General features: G+C 40.5%; 10 protein-coding genes. All 10 read right to left on the bottom strand.

What is annotated here, in order from left to right; genetic code table 11:
• Window positions 1-118: 118 nt before the first annotated feature.
• The 10 genes from ACT29I_RS05485 to ACT29I_RS05440 all read right to left on the bottom strand — a co-directional run bounded on the left by ACT29I_RS05485 (window position 119) and on the right by ACT29I_RS05440 (window position 18,027).
• A complete protein-coding gene (locus tag ACT29I_RS05485) occupies window positions 119-2,419 on the bottom strand; it encodes a GH92 family glycosyl hydrolase (RefSeq protein ID WP_444792871.1) in 2,301 nt (766 codons plus the stop codon).
• Between the two features lie 12 nt (window positions 2,420-2,431).
• Entirely contained in the window at window positions 2,432-3,931 is a 1,500-nt protein-coding gene (locus tag ACT29I_RS05480; protein WP_444792870.1) for a sulfatase-like hydrolase/transferase, read from the bottom strand.
• A gap of 229 nt (window positions 3,932-4,160) precedes the next feature.
• Window positions 4,161-6,002, bottom strand: coding sequence for a beta-N-acetylhexosaminidase (locus ACT29I_RS05475; protein WP_444792869.1), 1,842 nt, complete (start codon window positions 6,000-6,002; stop codon window positions 4,161-4,163).
• Between the two features lie 151 nt (window positions 6,003-6,153).
• Complete coding sequence (locus ACT29I_RS05470; RefSeq protein WP_444792868.1) at window positions 6,154-6,951, bottom strand: SGNH/GDSL hydrolase family protein; 798 nt, start codon at window positions 6,949-6,951, stop codon at window positions 6,154-6,156.
• A gap of 13 nt (window positions 6,952-6,964) precedes the next feature.
• The gene (locus ACT29I_RS05465; RefSeq protein WP_430933478.1) at window positions 6,965-8,392 is read right to left on the bottom strand and encodes a glycoside hydrolase family 30 protein; all 1,428 of its coding nucleotides are present in this window, start codon (window positions 8,390-8,392) and stop codon (window positions 6,965-6,967) included.
• A gap of 372 nt (window positions 8,393-8,764) precedes the next feature.
• Complete coding sequence (locus ACT29I_RS05460) at window positions 8,765-9,670, bottom strand: family 43 glycosylhydrolase (RefSeq protein ID WP_444792867.1); 906 nt, start codon at window positions 9,668-9,670, stop codon at window positions 8,765-8,767.
• 10 nt (window positions 9,671-9,680) lie between these two features.
• A complete protein-coding gene (locus tag ACT29I_RS05455; protein WP_444792866.1) occupies window positions 9,681-12,365 on the bottom strand; it encodes a glycoside hydrolase family 3 N-terminal domain-containing protein in 2,685 nt (894 codons plus the stop codon).
• A 225-nt stretch (window positions 12,366-12,590) separates the two neighbouring features.
• Complete coding sequence (locus tag ACT29I_RS05450) at window positions 12,591-14,159, bottom strand: sulfatase family protein (protein ID WP_430933481.1); 1,569 nt, start codon at window positions 14,157-14,159, stop codon at window positions 12,591-12,593.
• A 52-nt stretch (window positions 14,160-14,211) separates the two neighbouring features.
• Window positions 14,212-15,582, bottom strand: coding sequence for a sulfatase family protein (locus ACT29I_RS05445; protein ID WP_430933482.1), 1,371 nt, complete (start codon window positions 15,580-15,582; stop codon window positions 14,212-14,214).
• A 135-nt stretch (window positions 15,583-15,717) separates the two neighbouring features.
• Complete coding sequence (locus ACT29I_RS05440) at window positions 15,718-18,027, bottom strand: glycoside hydrolase family 95 protein (RefSeq protein WP_444792865.1); 2,310 nt, start codon at window positions 18,025-18,027, stop codon at window positions 15,718-15,720.
• Window positions 18,028-18,047 lie beyond the last annotated feature (20 nt).

The following is an 18,047-nucleotide window of genomic DNA, read 5'->3' as shown; positions in this document are numbered from 1 at the left end:
CAGACTTGGCTATGAGACTACGCTCTGTTGGAGCTTGTATTATTCTTTGATTCACATGTTGATACCCTTCTCCCCGTTCCTTACACCATTCTCCCGTACAGAGTGACATCTCTATTTTTTAAATTTTTGGTTCTGGTCCCATCTCCATTTCCAATACTCCACCTGAAACAATTTCTTCATGTGTTATCCAGAAACGATTTAACAGCTCACCGTTTAATTTCATGGATTGGATATAGATATTTTCTGGTGAATTATTTTTCGCTTCAATAGTAAAAGTTTCACCTGAATAATATTTTTCATCCAACTGTACTTCAATCTTATTAAATACAGGACTGGTTATCTGATAAATATTATCTCCCGGACAAATAGGGTGAATACCCATGGCTGCTAACACATACCAGGCAGACATCTGACCTACATCTTCATTTCCACAAAGTCCATAAGCATCTGTTCCATAGGCAGCACTGCATATTCTGCGTGTCCATTTCTGTGTAAGATATGGCACTCCAGCTGTATTCAGCATAAAAGGCACATGATGCACAGGTTCATTGGGATGATTATAATAGTTATTCCACAAGAAATCGCCCGGTGTCTTTTCAAAGAAAGAAATCAACGAATCCCTGTAAGCCGCTTCCCCACCCATAAGAGTTTTTAAACCTTCAATATCATGAGGAACAAACCATCCCTGCTGATAAGGATTACTCTCGATACATCCTTGTCCGTGAGTAGTTTTCCCTTTCCATTCGGTCCACCCTCCATCAGCAGTTCTTGCTCTGAACCATTTTACCTCGTCGCTCCATAAATTCTTATAATCTTCAGATCGATTATAATATTCTTCAGCAATTTCTGGTTTATTCAACGATTCGGCAAACTTACCCATACACCAGTCAGAATACGCGTATTCCATAGTCATAGATACTTTTTTAGGAATAAATCCAAGAGGTTCATTTGTAAATGTATCTACGGAATTTTTACAATATTCAAAAGCCTTGTCGATATCATAATTTCTGATTCCTTTTTCGTACGCATCCACAATAACAGAAACCGCAGGGTTACCCAACATACAACCTGAATAGGAATTGAGCATTTCCCAGCGGGGCAGATACGCTCTGCCGCTCAGTTCGGCCATTTGCAATAAGGAGTTGATTTCATCATTCACCATGGAAGGGTTGATGACGGTTTGAAGCGGAAACTGAGATCGGAACACGTCCCAACCGCTAAAAATGGTACGATAGGTAAAATCATTGGTTTGATGTACCTGTTTATCTGCACCTATATATTTTCCGTTTACATCGGAGAAAGTCCGAGGATCGATCATGGTATGGTAAAGCGCCGTGTAGAAAATGGTTTTTTCATCTTCACTGCCGCCTGAAACTTTCACATTTTTAAGCGCATCGCTCCATAAATTCCTTGCTTGCTGACGTACCTTATCAAAATTCCAGTGGTTGATGTCGTGTTCCAGGTTTTCTTTGGCACCTTCAACACTCACAAAGGATATTCCACTTCTTACAAGAACCTGTTCCCCTTCGGTGGTTTTAAAGTTGGAGTAAAAGCCAAGGTGTTTTCCCTGCATTTCTTTTGCGTTTTCAAAACGGGGAGCATTTTTAACCGCATTTTGATAGGCTTCTTTGCGAATATGTCGCATTTTCCTTCCTTCGTCAGGAATATCTGCGCTCCAGATGCCATAATCTTCAAGAGGTTTGCTAAACTGGCACCAGAAATATACGACATAATCAGCTTTACCGGCTCCGGCACCCCAACCGCCTCCTTCAGGTGGACATTTCATCCAACCGGAAATTGTATTTTCGTTCTCAACCTTAACATATTGTTCTGTGGATGTACCGCCAACCCTGCGCGACAAATCTATTTGAATTCGCGAACTGTCGCTTTCGGGATAGGTAAAACGGATGATTCCGGCACGTGGAGCCGCGGTGAGTTCGGCTCTAACCTTATAATCATCCATGGTTACAGCGTAATATCCTGCTTCCGTTACTTCCGTATCGTGAGTATATCTGGAACGATATCCTCCTTCTGGCTCGGCGGGAATTCCCCGGTTGGTAATCAGTTCTCCCACCGTTGGTGTAACCAAAAAGTTACCCAGATCGCCAAACCAGCCCACACCGCTCATGTGAGTAAAGCTAAAACCTTCCATGGTTGGGTGTTCGTACGAATAACCACTTCCATTATCTCCACCTGTATATGTATCCGGACTTAGCTGAACCAATCCAAATGGTGTAGCTGCCCCCGGGAAGGTCTTACCGAAACCGTGTGCATCCTTTGTTTTTTTTCCGTAAGTAATGGCCCCGATAATCGGGTCGATATAATCAACAGCTTCTTTATCCGGTTTTGGTGAACAACTCAACACCATCACCCATAAAAAGCCCACACTTATAAATTTGCTCATTCTTACCGCTACCATAATCTTAGGATATTATTTATCTGACTTATAGATATCTACTTCAACATCATTTTGTTTCACGGCTCCTTTGGTGGTTCGTCCATTTTCTACCAGGCTAACAAGTTCCGCTTTTAATTCCTCTACAACTTCAGGATAATCCTGGAATACATTGTTTTGTTCTGCCTCATCATTTTCCAGGTTGTAGAGCTGTATCTCAGGTAACCCCTGCTTTCTGGCTTGTTTATCGTTAGGTCCCGACCAACCGCCAGAACCAGGGCACAATTCCAGTTTCCATTTTCCTCTGCGTATGGAGAACTTTCCTTGAATGGAATGATGGATTACTGCCTCATAAGGACTTGCTACCTCCTTATCCTTCAGCATTGAAAGTATACTGTAGGAGTCTTCTCCTGCGTCTTCCGGAATTTGTATTCCTGTTATTTCAGCACAAGTGCCCAACAAACTGGTTAGACAGATCAAATGGTCATTTTTAGATCCTGCTTCAATTTTACCGGTCCACTTTGCGATAAAAGGAACTCGGTGCCCACCTTCCCAGATATCCGATTTAGAACCTCGGTATTGGGCACTTGGATAGTGACCAAATTCTTTCTCCAGTTTACCTCCCCTTGCTGCAGGATAGGAGCATCCGTTATCGCTGGTAAAGAATACAAGGGTATTCTCGTCAACACCATTTTCTTTTAGGGCATCAATAACTTGTCCTACCACGTCATCCGTTTCCATTACAAAGTCGCAATAAGGACTCATTCCACTTTTACCCTGCCATGCTTCTGATGGAACAATAGGTGTATGAGGTGAATTCAGTGCCAGGTATAAAAAAAATGGATTGTCTTCTTTTGCTTTTTCGGCTATATATTGACTGGCGTTTTTACCCAGGAATTGCAACATTTTAATGGTTGGCATGTTTTTAATGACTTTACCATCTTTAATCACCGTTTCCATGGATGCCGAGTGATGAAATCCAAGATAAGTATCGAATCCGCGGGTAATTGGCCCATTAGGAACTATTGAACCAACAGGCGCCGGACCCGGTCTCCTTTTACCCTGATATACATCGACCGGATTACCCTCTGCATCATTCACCGCGAAACCCAAATGCCATTTTCCCATGGCAGCGGTTTGGTAACCTGCTTTTTTTAGTAATGCCGGTACAGTTAACTGGTCATCTGCAATTAAGGGCTCAAACTCCTGACCTCCGCCAAGTACACCATCTTGCAATCTCGAGCGCCAGGCGTAACGTCCTGTAAGCACACCATAGCGAGTTGGCGTACATACAGATGAACCAGAATGCGCATCTGTAAATGTCATCGACTCAGCTGATAACGCATCAATTTGTGGCGTCTTAATTTTTCCTTTTTCAGGATTTAAGCATTGCACATCGCCATAACCTAAGTCATCGCAAATGATGTAAACAATGTTTGGCAACTTGTTTTCCGGCTCCTGGCTACAACTTGCCAAACTTGCTATCAGTAGTATTAGAAGTATTCCCTGAAGACTTTTATTTATTTTACTAAGCATATCACTAGTTCTCTTCTTTAATTTATCTATTTTCCGATGTAAAATCACGTTGCCTGTTAAATAAGACTATGATGCGTCAGTTTGGTTTTCTTATTCTTACCGGGAATAAAACCCCGTGCTATTCATCTTAACCCCTCAGGGGTTGATTTGCATCTCTATTAAATGTACGCTTGTGAACTTTTCAAGTAAATTATAAATGTTCTCACCTGGTACTTCCCTGCGTTCTTTTCTACTTCAACCTAACTTCTGTTACTTTTCCTAACAGGTTGCCTTTCTTATCAAACAGTCCGGCTTTAAGTAATGTTCTTGGCTTTGTTTTGAACACACCTTCATATTTGCTGGCATCCGTTGTAGGTTCATCTCCATTCAACGTGTAATAAATATCGTAACCCACCATCTCGGTTTCGAGATAAACTATGGCCTCATTTTTAAGTTGATTGATTGCAAAAGGAGCATACACTGTGTACATGCTTGTCGAATAATTGATTTTATCGCGATCGAGACGTGGAAAATGTGCCTCTAGAGCACCCTGGAACCTCGCCCAATCTTTTAACTCTGGCTGACTCCAGGCCACTTCAGCATTGGCAAATGAGCGCGGGTATAACATGTACTCACTGTGCGATTCGGTGGGCGTAAACTCGCCCCATAGACAAGCCTCGGTACCTTTTACCAATTTCGCTTCTGCGGCAGTCAACTCTTCCGGTATAGGCTCATAACTGTATACCTTCCATAGAGGCAACACTACTTTAGGCCCTTCGGGTTCCATATCGGTTGGCCCTTGAACCTGGGCGATATAGGAATGATTGTATGATGCCTGAATGGTTGGATAACCTCCCTTAGGCGCATCAATATGTGGCGTGTATTTATTTCTTCTCCAGGCCATAATGGTGGCTCCCTGGGCTCCTTTGCCACTCAAGATCTCGTCCCAGCCAATCATGGTTTTCCCTTTGGAAGTTACCAGCTTATTTATGCGCTGGATAAAATAACTTTGCAGTTCTTCTTCGTCTTTCAAATCATTGTCCTTCATTACCTGCTGACAAAGCGGGCATTTTTTCCAGTTCGTCTTGTTACACTCATCCCCACCAATATGAAGATATTCTGATGGAAATAATTCCGCGACTTCCGTAAGTACATTGTCCAAAAATTCGTAAGTAGTCTCTTTACCTGCACATAAGGCGTTGTCAGGTGCTTTTCCTCCGGTAGCCACTTCAAAATTCGCGGAATCCACGCAACATAAATGTGGGTAGGAGGCAATCAGCGCCTTACTATGTCCGGGCACATCAATCTCAGGAATGATTTCAACATTTCGAACACGTGCATACTCAATGACTTCTTTAATATCTTCTTTGGTGTAAAAACCACCTATTGTTTTGGGCTCTTCAGGTGAGGCTAATTCTCTACTCCACCAGGCAATACCACTTCTATCAGCACGCCAGGCTCCTTTTTTAGTTAAGTTCGGGTACTTATCAATTTCTATTCTCCACCCCTGGTCATCGGTTAAATGCCAGTGCATTTTATTCATTTTGTAGGCAGCAAAAATGTCAATCTGTTTCTTCACCCATTCTTTGGATTGAAAATGGCGCGATACATCCAACATCATTCCCCGCCATTCGAAACGAGGATGGTCTTTAACTACCAAACATGGAAGCTCAAAACTTTCAGTGTTAACCGGGATAGTTTGCCTTAAAGTTTGAAAACCATAAAACAAACCGGCATAAGTATTTGCCTTTATAATGATTGATTGAGAAGAAACATCTAATTGATATCCTTCCTTGGCAATTGATTTGTCTTTGGTTAAATCAAATAGAATATAATTGGATGCAGGTGTTCGCGTTCCTGACTTAACCTGAAACTTTATTCCAGTGTCATTCAATAACTTTTCACCAATATAGGGCTGAAAATCACTTTTAAACTTTGTTGGCACATACACCGTGGTATTTGAGGATAGCAAAAAACTGCCCTCCTTCGTCACCACTGATTCCGGTTGAGGAATAAAGGCTGGTGACTTCTCCTGAGCCTTCACCGCCAAAGCGATTAATGCAATTGCTAATATGGATAGTATCTTTTTCATTCTAATTAAATTTATTAAAGATGTATCAACTCTTGGAATAGTATATACAGCTAATTAATATCCCACATCTTACAGCGACGGCCGTATCCTATGGTAAAGGCATTGGCATGGTACTTCCCCCAGCCCATGCAAACTGAGGGAAGAAGATATTTTAGTTGTATAAATTTTCTGCGATGATTCGTGCTACTTCCTTTCCTTGAGCCTTTTTCCCCGTTTCATTATAATGCACATTGCCTGGTTCAATGCACCATTCATTAAAATTGGGTTTGGTAAAGGCATATAAATCGTTGATCATAATAGAAGGGTATTTGGCCAATACATCTAACGCGGCTTTATTGTACTTTACACTGTCGCCTGCCAACCTACCTGCTGCGCCTTGGGGAACCGGAGTTGTTGTGGCAAATATCAGTGTTGCTGTAGGAAATTCTTTCATTAGATATGTACAAATTTTATCGAGTTTTTCCTTGTAGCCTTCGATGGATGATACCTGTTTACCATTCTCTTTATCCAATTTGCCTTTCGACATATATTTTAAGTCGTGCAAGCCAACATTAAAATGAATCACATCCCATTTAAAATCCCAACCATTTTTAAGGTAAGGCTGAAACATGGCTTTTTTCATCTTTTCCATTCCAGGAATAAAATTTTGAGTGGCACCTCCATTGCGGTAAGTTCGAAATACATTGGCTTTTCCTTGTAACTGTTCACGTACCTTTAACGTGTAACCAATTGAAATGGAATCGCCATATAAAAAAACATTCGGCAATCGTTTTTGTGGATGTACATATGCATATGCTGCCTCTTTGATTCTATAATCACATAATTTTGTCCATGCCTCACGACAAACCTCCTCTTTGCACCTTTTACTCCCTCCTGCCCATAAATTAGAAGTTAATCCAAGTACTACTGAGGACGCACCCATATATTTTAAAAACTCTCGTCTTTCCATTTCTTACAACAAATTACAATCCGACCACAAAAGTGTTAAATGATTTAGCATCTACTTCAGCCTTCACAACTTTATCGTTAACATTAAGTTGCAACAAGCTCTTTTCTTTGTTAGGATTGTATGCCAACACTTTAACTTCGTTTGTTTGTGAGCTATAAAATGCCAGTGTGTTTTGGTCGTTACCGTCAGTATCTATTTTCACATCACCGGGCATCACAAAAGCGCTTAGGTGTTTCATCAAATAAAACTCAGGATTATAAGTGATTGATTTTGTTTGGCTATCAATAGAAATCATCGAATTTTGTTTCCAACCCCACTGGCTTTTTCCCGTTTCATCCAAGATCATATTCCAATACATATAAGCATTGGTACCATTTTCGAAGTAATGTTTCATCAGGTTGAAGGTGTACTCTGCTGCTTTCCAATCGTTAGAACCATCTCCACATTCGGTTTCCGTTTGCATTAAACTCATTTGAGGATATTTGGCATGAACTTTTTCAATAGCTCCTTTCCCGGCCCACTGAAAACCAACTCCTTTTACGATATCCAGTGCATTTTTATAGAGAAGTACACTGTCTACTCTTTCTATATGCGGACGCTCAATTGTACCTAACCAGATATCAGATTCAATGTTATCCTCATTGAATTGTGGGGCTAAATAGTCCGCTATAAAAATCCCCAGGTCTTTGGGTTTCCATACACAAGAAGGGAAGTTTTGAGCCGAGTTAGGTTCGTTCTGAACATGTACTGCCTCAATTGGAATTCCTTCCTTTGCGTAGGCTTTTATAAATTTGGAGAAGTAAAGTGCATATGCTCTAAAATACTCCGGCTCAGTAATAAACCTGGAAACTAATTCTTCTGTTGAACTTAATTTAGGATCCAAATCGTTTACATTAGGATTTGCTTTACAAGCATAGTGCTTGTTATGTTTCATCCAGGATGGCGGACACCATGGAGAAGCCCAAACTCTGACCTGCGAATTCAGTTTCTGAGCCTCATGGATGTAAGGTATCAGACGTTGCTTATCGCGTTCGATGGAAAAGTTCTCCATTGCAAAATCTTCAGGTGTTTCGTTATGACTATACCAATTCACTGCATAATCATTAGCACCGATAGGCATACGACACAAGTTAAATTTACACCCTGTTTCCGTGTTAAACAAGTCGTTTAATAGCTGTTGTTTTTCGCTAGGCGTAACCATATTCAACGCTTCCCAACCCATTTCGTTAAAACAACCGCCAAAACCTTCTATTTCTTGTTGCTGCTTTTCCGTATCTATATTTACAACTACATGTTGCAATCCTTCTTTCGATGGGGAAGAAATTTCATTTGTTACCCAACGGTCTTGATCTGTTGTACTTACCCATTTTACATCTGGGGTTGTTGTGCAGGCCAGGCAAGAAAAGATGACCGCTAGCAGACTTAATTTGATAGTTTTCATATGTATTTTTTATTATAGAAACAATGCTGATTTAAACCCGCAATATGCATTAGAAAATCTATTACACATTGAAATTGTTTCAAAACAAGACACTCCGCTGCTTCACTTCAACTCACCATAACGATGCTCCCGAAAGTAATCGGGACAAGTTATGCCTGGTTTCAGTAAAGCCTTGTTTTATTGCATTTTCAATGTTCACGACGAAGTTCTAATGCCTAATCCGGGTTAAACAGAGACTCGAACAATCCGCGCTTACATAATATAATATCCACAACTTCGACTAAACTCACGAAAAAAAACAACATTCACTAATTTATTTTTAAAGTGTGAATGTTGTTTTTGTTATTACGTAGATCTATTTCAGTACAAATATTACCTATTTAATATATACTTTATGGTTTGGATGGTAGCATCTTCATTAAAATACATTTCTTCAAAACAGGCTGATCGTTTATGAAAAGAACCTTGGTTTACATCTCCCCTATGATAGAAGAAATACCACTTGCCATTACATTCAATAACAGATGCATGATTAGGGGCCTGGGGAGCATCCGGCGCCAATACCCCCTTTAAAGTCGCATATTGAGGTAAAGGTTCATCTGCCATCCAATATTTGGTTACTTTACCAACCCTGGCATGAAAATAATAAATGCCATTGCGTTTAAATACGTGCACAGCTTCACTAACTGTTTCTTTACTTAAACGAACCCATGGTCCATCCAGCTCAACCATATTATCTTTGAGTTTTGCTCCCATTATATGTGCTCCTTTATCGCCTATATTTACTTTATGGTCATTGCCATAAATATAGGCTTGTCCATCTTCATCCACTATTACGGTTGGATCAAAAATGGTGGTGATTTTATCACATACTGCTTCTTCCCAAGGACCTACAGGTGTTCTACTCTTTGCTACACCAATGTGTGTTTTATCGTATGGAAAATAAAAATAATACCAGCCATCTTTATAGGCCACATCCGGTGCATTCATCTGTCCTTGTGCCCAGGCATATTCACGAGGTTTTAAAACCACACCATGGTTTTTCCAGTTGACCATATCTGCCGATTCCAACACCAGATAGTCTTGCATCGTGCTGAAATTTACAGCCGTATCCTGATCGTGTGAACAATACACATATACCTTCCCGTTAAATACTTCTGCTGCAGGATCAGCTGCATACAAGAAACCTGGATCGCTTTTATTCAATATTGGATTCTGAGATTTAACGATTTGTGCGCAAATAACCAGAAATATAATTAATACAGTTCTTCTAATCATGATGAATCAATTATTTTACGTTCAGTATACCTCTTAATCTAATGTCTTTAGAAGAAGCCCCAATCATAATTCTAAAGTCTCCCGGTTCAACAACTCTTTCCATATCAATATTTAACATTGAAAGGTCATCGGGAGTCAGTGTAAATGATAATTGCTTTTGCTGTCCGGCATCTAATGTAACTCTTTTAAAGCCTTTTAGTTCTTTAATAGGTCGTGAAACCGAAGCCAATTCATCGCGAATATAAAGTTGAATCACTTCATCTCCTTTTACTTTACCCGTGTTTTTTACATTGCAGGTTATGGTAACTGATTCATTGGTGTGGATACCGTTTTTACTAAAACCTAGATCAGAATATTCAAATGACGTATAGCTTAAGCCATAACCAAATGGGAACAATGGCTGCCCAGTCAGGTTATGGTAGTTATCACCCCTACCTGTTGGTTTATTGTTGTAATACAACGGGCACTGCGCTTCATCCACAGGAAAAGTTATCGGTAACCTACCAGCGGGATTTTCTTCGCCAAATAAGACGTCTGCTAAACCATTACCTCCATTTTCACCCGGATACCAGGCCATGATGATGCCATCTACCTGATTCATCCAGTTACTCATGGTTATGGCACTTCCACCAACCAGAACAACAACGGTAGGTTTTCCTGTTGCAGCTACTGCTTTGATCATATCCTCCTGATGACCCGGTAACGCCAATAGGGCACGATCCTGAAATTCTCCTTCGTGAATACCGGCAACAACGACAGCCACATCGCTTTTCTGTGCAGCTTCAACTGCGCCGGCAATTTGTTGTTCCCACTCCTGCACTACATTGGCATCCCACACTAGCTTAAACCTGGCATTTCCGGCCGACTCAAAAAACTCTATTTTTATATCATACTCTGTACCTTCCTCAAAATAAAAATCTTTAAGAATGGTTTGGTACGATCGTTTTTTCCAGTTATCAATCAACAACTTACCATCAATATATAAACGGTATCCATCGTTGCCTTCAATACCAACTTTGAAAGCACCTGTTTCAGGCCCCTTGATCTTTCCTGTCCAACGCACTGAATACCAATCATAGGCCAAGTCCTTATGGGGAGAGAACAGCGTCCAGCCAAATTGAATTTTCTTGTCGTTACGACTTACTTGAGGTTCACCTTCCAATTTTATGTTATTGAAATATTCTCCTGTCAATCCGTTGACTTTGTCGCCATTTTTTACTGTGGATAAAAACCCGGAAGGAACCACTTGATATGTTCTGCTATTGAGTGGAACACCGCTTGCATAATGAATATTATCCTCACTTATTACATTTTTTACACCATCATAGATGTTCACAATATTGTTGCCCGGTCCACTGTAACCACCCAAACGGCCCGCTTTAACATCATAGCCTATAAGAGCAATCTTATTAATGTTTGACTTTTTTAAGGGAAGAACTTGATTGTTGTTTTGCAATAACACCATCGATTTGGCAGCTGATTTACGTGCCAATTCCCAGTGTGTTTGGTGTCCGTTCCAATGAGCTGCCTTTTCAGGATCTACATAAGGGTTTTCGAACAGACCCAATTCAAACTTCGCCTTAAGGATTCTACTTACTGCTTCATCAATTGCTTCTTCGTTAATTATTCCCTCTTTAAAGGCTTTATAAAACAATGGATAGTGATCGTAGTTGGTTTGAAACATCACATCTAACCCGGCCTCCACTGCTTCTTTAGTTGATTCCGCATTGTTTTTTGCGGTAAAGTGCAATACATTAGATCCACCTGTTGCTCCTGCATCCGAGATTACAAATCCCTTGAAACCCCATTCTTTCTTAAGCTTATCACGCAGTAGCCACTCACTGGCCGTACATGGACTGCCATCAACCGAATTATAAGCAGTCATCACAGATCTTGCCCCTGCTTTTTGAAATACCGATTTAAAGGCCGGGAAATAAATCTCCTCCAACAAGCGTTCGCTAAAACTAATGGGATAACTGTCGCGTCCTCCTGCTCCCACATTGGCCACGAAGTGTTTTGGCGTAGTTATTACTCCTTGGTTTTCGAACTGGCTGATAAAAGCCATAGCCATTTGCGTGGTCAAATAAGGATCTTCTCCATAAGTTTCTTCAACCCTTCCCCATCGAACATCACGTGCGATATTTAAAACGGGAGATAAGATTTGCCTGATGCCTCGTGTTTTTGTTTCCCGTGTGATAGCCCTGGCTACATCGCCCACCAAAGTGGTATCCCAGGTAGCAGCTAATGCTATGGCCTGCGGAAAGGCCGTAGCTCCATCGCGCGTTAAACCATGTAACGCTTCATTAAAAGGGATTAAAGGAATACCTAAACGAGTGTCCTCCACAAAAAAACGTTGAATCTTGTTCATTTTCTGGGTCATTTCAAACGCTGTACCTGAGGAACCATAATCCATCATCTGCTCGGCGGCATTGCCCTGTTTCCCTTTACTGGCTACCTGAAAACCAAAGCAACCATTTTTGTATTTGCTCATATCGTCGCTCAAATCACCCGGAATCATGAACATTTGCCAGAATTTTTCTTCCAGGGTCATCCTGCTCAATAGATCCTCCACCCTTTCTTCCAAGGGTAATTTAGGAGTTTGATATGGATGTTTCTTCTTAGCTGATGCAGTAAGTGCGCTTAATATCAATCCGCAAATTAGCAGGCCTTTCAATATTCTTTTAAGATTCTTCATATTTCTTTTTTCTATCATTTCAACAAATCATTCTTAAGTCATGTAAATCAGTTCTCCTCCTTAACAAGAGGAGTCTGGTGAGGTACGAACCGAGAGGTGGTATAAATACTTATTTTCCATCATATAAGAATATACTTAATAAAGGTACTAAAACCACCTCCCCTCTCCTGCGTCGAGGTACTTTCCGTTTGAGCGGAACAGGCCCTCCTGTGCAAGAAGGAGAACCTACTCCCGTATCTTGTCTTTTTTAACATTCTCTAATTGCTGCCATTCTTCTACCCCGTCATTGCTTAGTATTTTTCCTTTGGTGCTTCTGCCGAATTCGATAATTTGTAATAAATCATTGCGATATACTTCAAGTAATTCAGGATGTTCGGCTTCTAAATTATTTACTTCTTCAACATCGTCTTTCAGATTGTAAAGTTGCACTTTGGGCATGGTATCCGTTACAGCTTTATTTCTACTTACATTAGGATAACTCCATCCTCCTGAACCTGGACATAATATTAGCTTCCAATCTCCTTTGCGATAAGCAAAATCGCCTCTTACGGAGTGATGAATTATACTTTTTCGAAGTGGAGCTGTACTTGAAATTCCTGTAGCTCCTAAATGACTGTAACTGTCCTCGGCGGTATTATCCTCATATTTTTCTCCCAGTAAATCAGCTACCGTTGCAAAAAAATCGGTAGTACAAACCAGTTGTTCAGATTTACCTGGTTTGATATTTCCTTTCCAAGTCATGATATAAGGCACACGATGACCGCCCTCGAAAATATCGGATTTATAACCTCTGAACACATAACTTGGGTCATGTCCTTTTGAAAGCAATTGTTTAAAATTAGCTTGCGGAGAACAGCCATTATCACTGGTAAAAACAATTAGTGTATTTTCGGAGATGCCATTTTCGTTTATAGCATTCATCACTTCACCAACCACCCAATCCACCATTAAAACAAAATCGCCATAAGGATTATCCAAACCACTTTTACCTTGAAACTCTTTGGTCGGTAAAATTGGTGTATGGGGTGCCGGCAGCGGCATATAGATAAAAAATGGATTATCCCGACTGGCATGAGCGCCAATGTAATCAACTGTTCTCTTTGTTATTTCGGGAAGTGCCTGTTCGTGCGAAAAATCATCAGATGTTAAGCCTTTTCGCCAGGTAGCTTGTTTAACCTTTCCTACGGTGATGTGGGTGGGCACCATTGTTGGCTTATCGTTTTCCACCCATACATAAGGAGGCATATCTAAAGATCCGCAAAAACCGTAACTATAGTCGAAGCCGTGAGTATTCGGGCCATTTTTAACTGGTTTGGTGAAGTCCACTTCCGGACGGGCGTTCAGTTTGTCAATGTCAATAGAGTCACTGTTGTTTAAAGTCCAATCCCAACCCAGATGCCATTTGCCAATAAAGGCTGTGTTATATCCATTTTTTTTAACAAGATCAGCAACCGTTGTACGGTCCTGTTTTATAAGCGACTTTGAATAACCGCTTAATACCCCTTGTTTTAATTTACTTCGCCAGTTATATCGCCCCGTTAAAATACCATACCTGGTAGGGGTACATACCGATGAACTGGTATGTGCATCTGTAAACATAACTCCTTCCGAAGCCAGTTTATCCAAATTGGGAGTAGATATTTTTGACGCATTGTTGTAACAAGAGACATCTCCATAACCTAAATCATCTGCTAATATGTAAATGATATTAGGTTTGTATTTCTCTCCTCTATTAGCACATATATTATAGCAAGTAGTAACGCATAAAAAAATTATAAATAAAATCCGTATCATGGTTATTCTATTGACGCTGTTATACATTTTTCCAGATGATTAAGTTCTTCTATTAATGCAGATTATTCTTCAGATCATTATCGTAATCTTCCATCATCTTCTGCAATCTTTGAACCACCTCAGGATTCTCATCGGCCCTATTGGTCGTTTCTGAAATATCATTTTTCAGATTATACAATTCCACATTTTCGTTTACAACCCTTAGCTTCCATTCCGCATTACGAATAGCCTCCAATACGGTGTCCTTATAAAAATAAAAAGCCTCGTGGGGCGTTTTCGCACCTTTCTGGCCTGATAAAAGCGGCCAGATATCTTTACCATCCAGCGATTTTTCCGTCAGGGAGGATCCGGTTAGATTAGCGATAGTTGGCATTAGATCAATGGTTGAAGCTATTTCGGAACAGACGGTACCAGCCGGTATTTTTCCTTTCCATTGCGCGATCATTGGCTCGCGCATACCTCCTTCGTAGGTTTGAAACTTAAATCCCCGCAAAGGCAACGCGCTTCCTCCGTGACCATTCTTTAAATTCCAGGGTCCGTTATCTGAGGTAAACACTACCAAGGTATTTTTATCTAAACCAAGGTCTTCAAGCGATTTTAGGATTTGCCCCATACTCCAATCCAGTTCCTCAATGACATCACCATATAATCCTCTTTCACTTCTCCCTTTAAAATCAGGAGATGGATATAATGGAATGTGTGGCATGGTATGAGCCAGATATAAGAAAAATGGCTTATCACGTTTATCCTGAATAAATTTTATCGCTTCTTCGGTATATCGTTTGGTTAAATAGGTTTGATCGACAGGATATTCAATTACCTCATCATTTTCCATTAACGGAACTTTACCCCCCCGCCATTTTTCTTCCCGAAGGCTATCCAAGGTCATTCCTTCCCTTAAAACAATATCTGAAGCCACTTTGAAATTACGGTTGACCGACATATCATTGCTAAAGGGAATTCCAAAATATCGATCAAACCCCTGTGAAACAGGCAAGTGTTCAGGCTTATCGCCCAAATGCCATTTTCCAATACAGGCAGTTTCATAACCTCGTTGTTTAAGCAAATCTGCAATGGTTACCTCTTTGGTGTCAAGTCCAGTCTCGCTATAAGGCCAAAGAACTCTTGGCACCCCTACTCTTGGAGGATAACAACCTGTTAATAAAGCTGCTCTGGAAGGAGAACACACTGACGATGCGGAATAAAAATCTGTAAAACGCATACCATCCTCGGCCATTTGATCAAGATTAGGCGTTTTGATCAACGGTGAGCCAAAACATCCCACATCCTGATAGCCCTGGTCATCGGTAAAAAAAATGATTACATTGGGTGGTTGAGGCGTTTGTGTACACCCCATCATCATTAAACTAATACAAAACAATAATCCTTTTATTATTCCGCTACCCCTTGATAAAATATTCATACTTAATTATTTTTTAATACTACCCACGGCAAACGATTATAAAAATAAATCGTTGTGGTTCCCTGTGTTTTTTTTGATTCTCAGTGGTTAGTATTTTTTTTCTTAAAAAAACCTTATAATATTTACTCCTATAACTTACAAAGCCTCTAAACTGCCATTTAAGGAATACGTCTTTCCCATTTCGGTATTCAATTCTATTTGCTTGTCTTTATATTTTAACTTGCAGACTTTTCCTGCTTTAGACAGCACATTCAGCTTTTCAAGCTTACCGTCGTTCCAGCTAAAAGTTAGTTCAAAACCTCCTCGTACGCATACTCCTGAAATATTACCCTGTTGCAATGCATCCGGTAAAGCCGGCAGCAAATCAATATGATCTAAATGACTTTGAACCAATAATTCGATAATACCTGATGTTCCTCCGAAATTACCATCAATCTGAAATGGCGGGTGTGCATCAAACAAGTTTGTATACGACCCTCCTCCCACTTTCCCATCCGGCCTTTCCGCAGGACTTAACAGTTTATGGATCATTTTATAAGATCTGTTCCCATCTAGAAACCGGGCCCAATAATTAATTTTCCAGGCCAGACTCCAACCGGTTCCGCCATCGCCCCTGAATTCAAGAGACTGTTTTGCCGCTTTCATGAATTCTGGTGTTTCAACCGGATTAATTTCCTTACCGGGGTATACAGCCCATAAATGAGATACATGCCTATGTTTTATTTTAGGATCATCTTTATCTTCCAACCACTCTTGCAACTGACCATATTGTCCAATTTTATTTGGTGCGATTCTCGGAATCAAGGCCGCTAACTTATTTGAAAAGTCTTTATCCACGCCTAAGATTTCGGAAGCTTCTATACATATTTCAAACAATGCTCTTATAATCTGATGATCCATAGTTGGTCCGGCCACCAATCCTCCAATTTCAGGCGAGTTAGAAGGGGAACTAATCAAATAACCTGTGTTGGGGTCTTCATACAGAAACTCCGTGAAAAATTGTGCAGCCCCTTTCATCAGGTGGTACTTTTCTTCTAAGAAATCTTTATCCTGCGTAAACAAATAATGCTCCCATATGTGTGTGGATAACCACGCCCCTCCTGTTACCCAAATCCCGTGATTGGAAGCATTAATAGGTGCAGCTCCCCGCCAAATATCTGTATTGTGATGTAGGACCCAGCCGTTACAATCGTAATGTTCTTTAGCCACAATTTTTCCTGATTGAGCTACCTCTTCAAGCATAGTAAATAAAGGCTCATGACACTCCGACAGGTTAGTCAGTTCGACAGGCCAGTAGTTCATTTCGGTATTGATATTTACCGTATACTTACTTTCCCAGGGTGGCCTTATGTTATCATTCCAGATCCCCTGAAGGGTTCCGGGACGAGTTCCCTGCCTGCTGCTCGCTAGCATCAGATAACGACCGTACTGAACATATAAAGCAAGCAGTTGAGGATCATCAGGATTTAATGCAAAAGCTTCAATTCTCTTTTCGGTGGTTATTTTAGATTTACCGTTATCACCAAAATCGAGATTAAAGCGTTTGTACAGTTTTTGATAATCTTCAATATGAGCCGTTTTTACATCTTCAAATTTTTTATCCTCTACTTGTTGCATTGCTGAGTTTGCCAAATCCTTAGCAATCCCACTAACATCCTTGAAATTAATGTAATTAGTAGCTGCTGTAAGATATATGGTGGCATATCTGGCTTTACTTACCCGTATTTTCCCATCTTCAACCGACAGTTTACCATTGGTTTTTACTTTCAAGCTGGCGATCCCGTTCAGGGCACCATCTTTTACTTGTACCTCCAACATCATTGCATTTTCAGCAATACTCACTGATTTCTGCTCATGCAGCGCATCAAAAAATAATTTAAAGTCGAGGGCTTTTTTCTTATCAGCCGATAATTGAATGGCAATGACCTGATCGGGAAAGCTGGCCAATACTTCTCGCTTAAAGTTGGTTTTACCCACTTTATACGAAACGCTTGAAATGGCCTTTTCAATATCCAGAGTACGGGAATAATTTGTGTAGTTTTCGTGCCCCGGAAATTCGATAAATACATCACCAAAAGGTTGATAAGCTTTTTGTTTGAGTGGCACACTCATAAATTCATCCGAAGCCAGATGTGTAGCTTCCAATTGTTTTCCTTCTGAAAGCAACTGTCTTATTTGAGCCAGATATTTATGTGCTCCTTTATGGGCATAATCATGAGGTTGCCCGGTCCATAAGGTTTCTTCGTTAAACTGGATATGTTCCTTTTCAACTCCTCCGTATATCATGGCTCCCATGCGACCGTTTCCAATGGGCAAGGCATCAGTCCATTTATCGGCAGGCTGATTGTAGAACAAACGAAAAGCAGTTTGGTTTTCAGTTGCACCGCCGGATATTACACCTGCAAAACCCAACATAAATGCAATTATTAACTTACTTTTTATCATGATTTTCAAATTTAGTATCA

Source organism: Saccharicrinis sp. GN24d3, assembly GCF_052400645.1.
In the GTDB taxonomy this organism is placed as follows: Bacteria; Bacteroidota; Bacteroidia; order Bacteroidales; family Marinilabiliaceae; genus Saccharicrinis.
The sequence above is the reverse complement of the archived record's forward strand: the minus strand, read 5'-3'. Positions and strand labels throughout refer to the sequence as shown.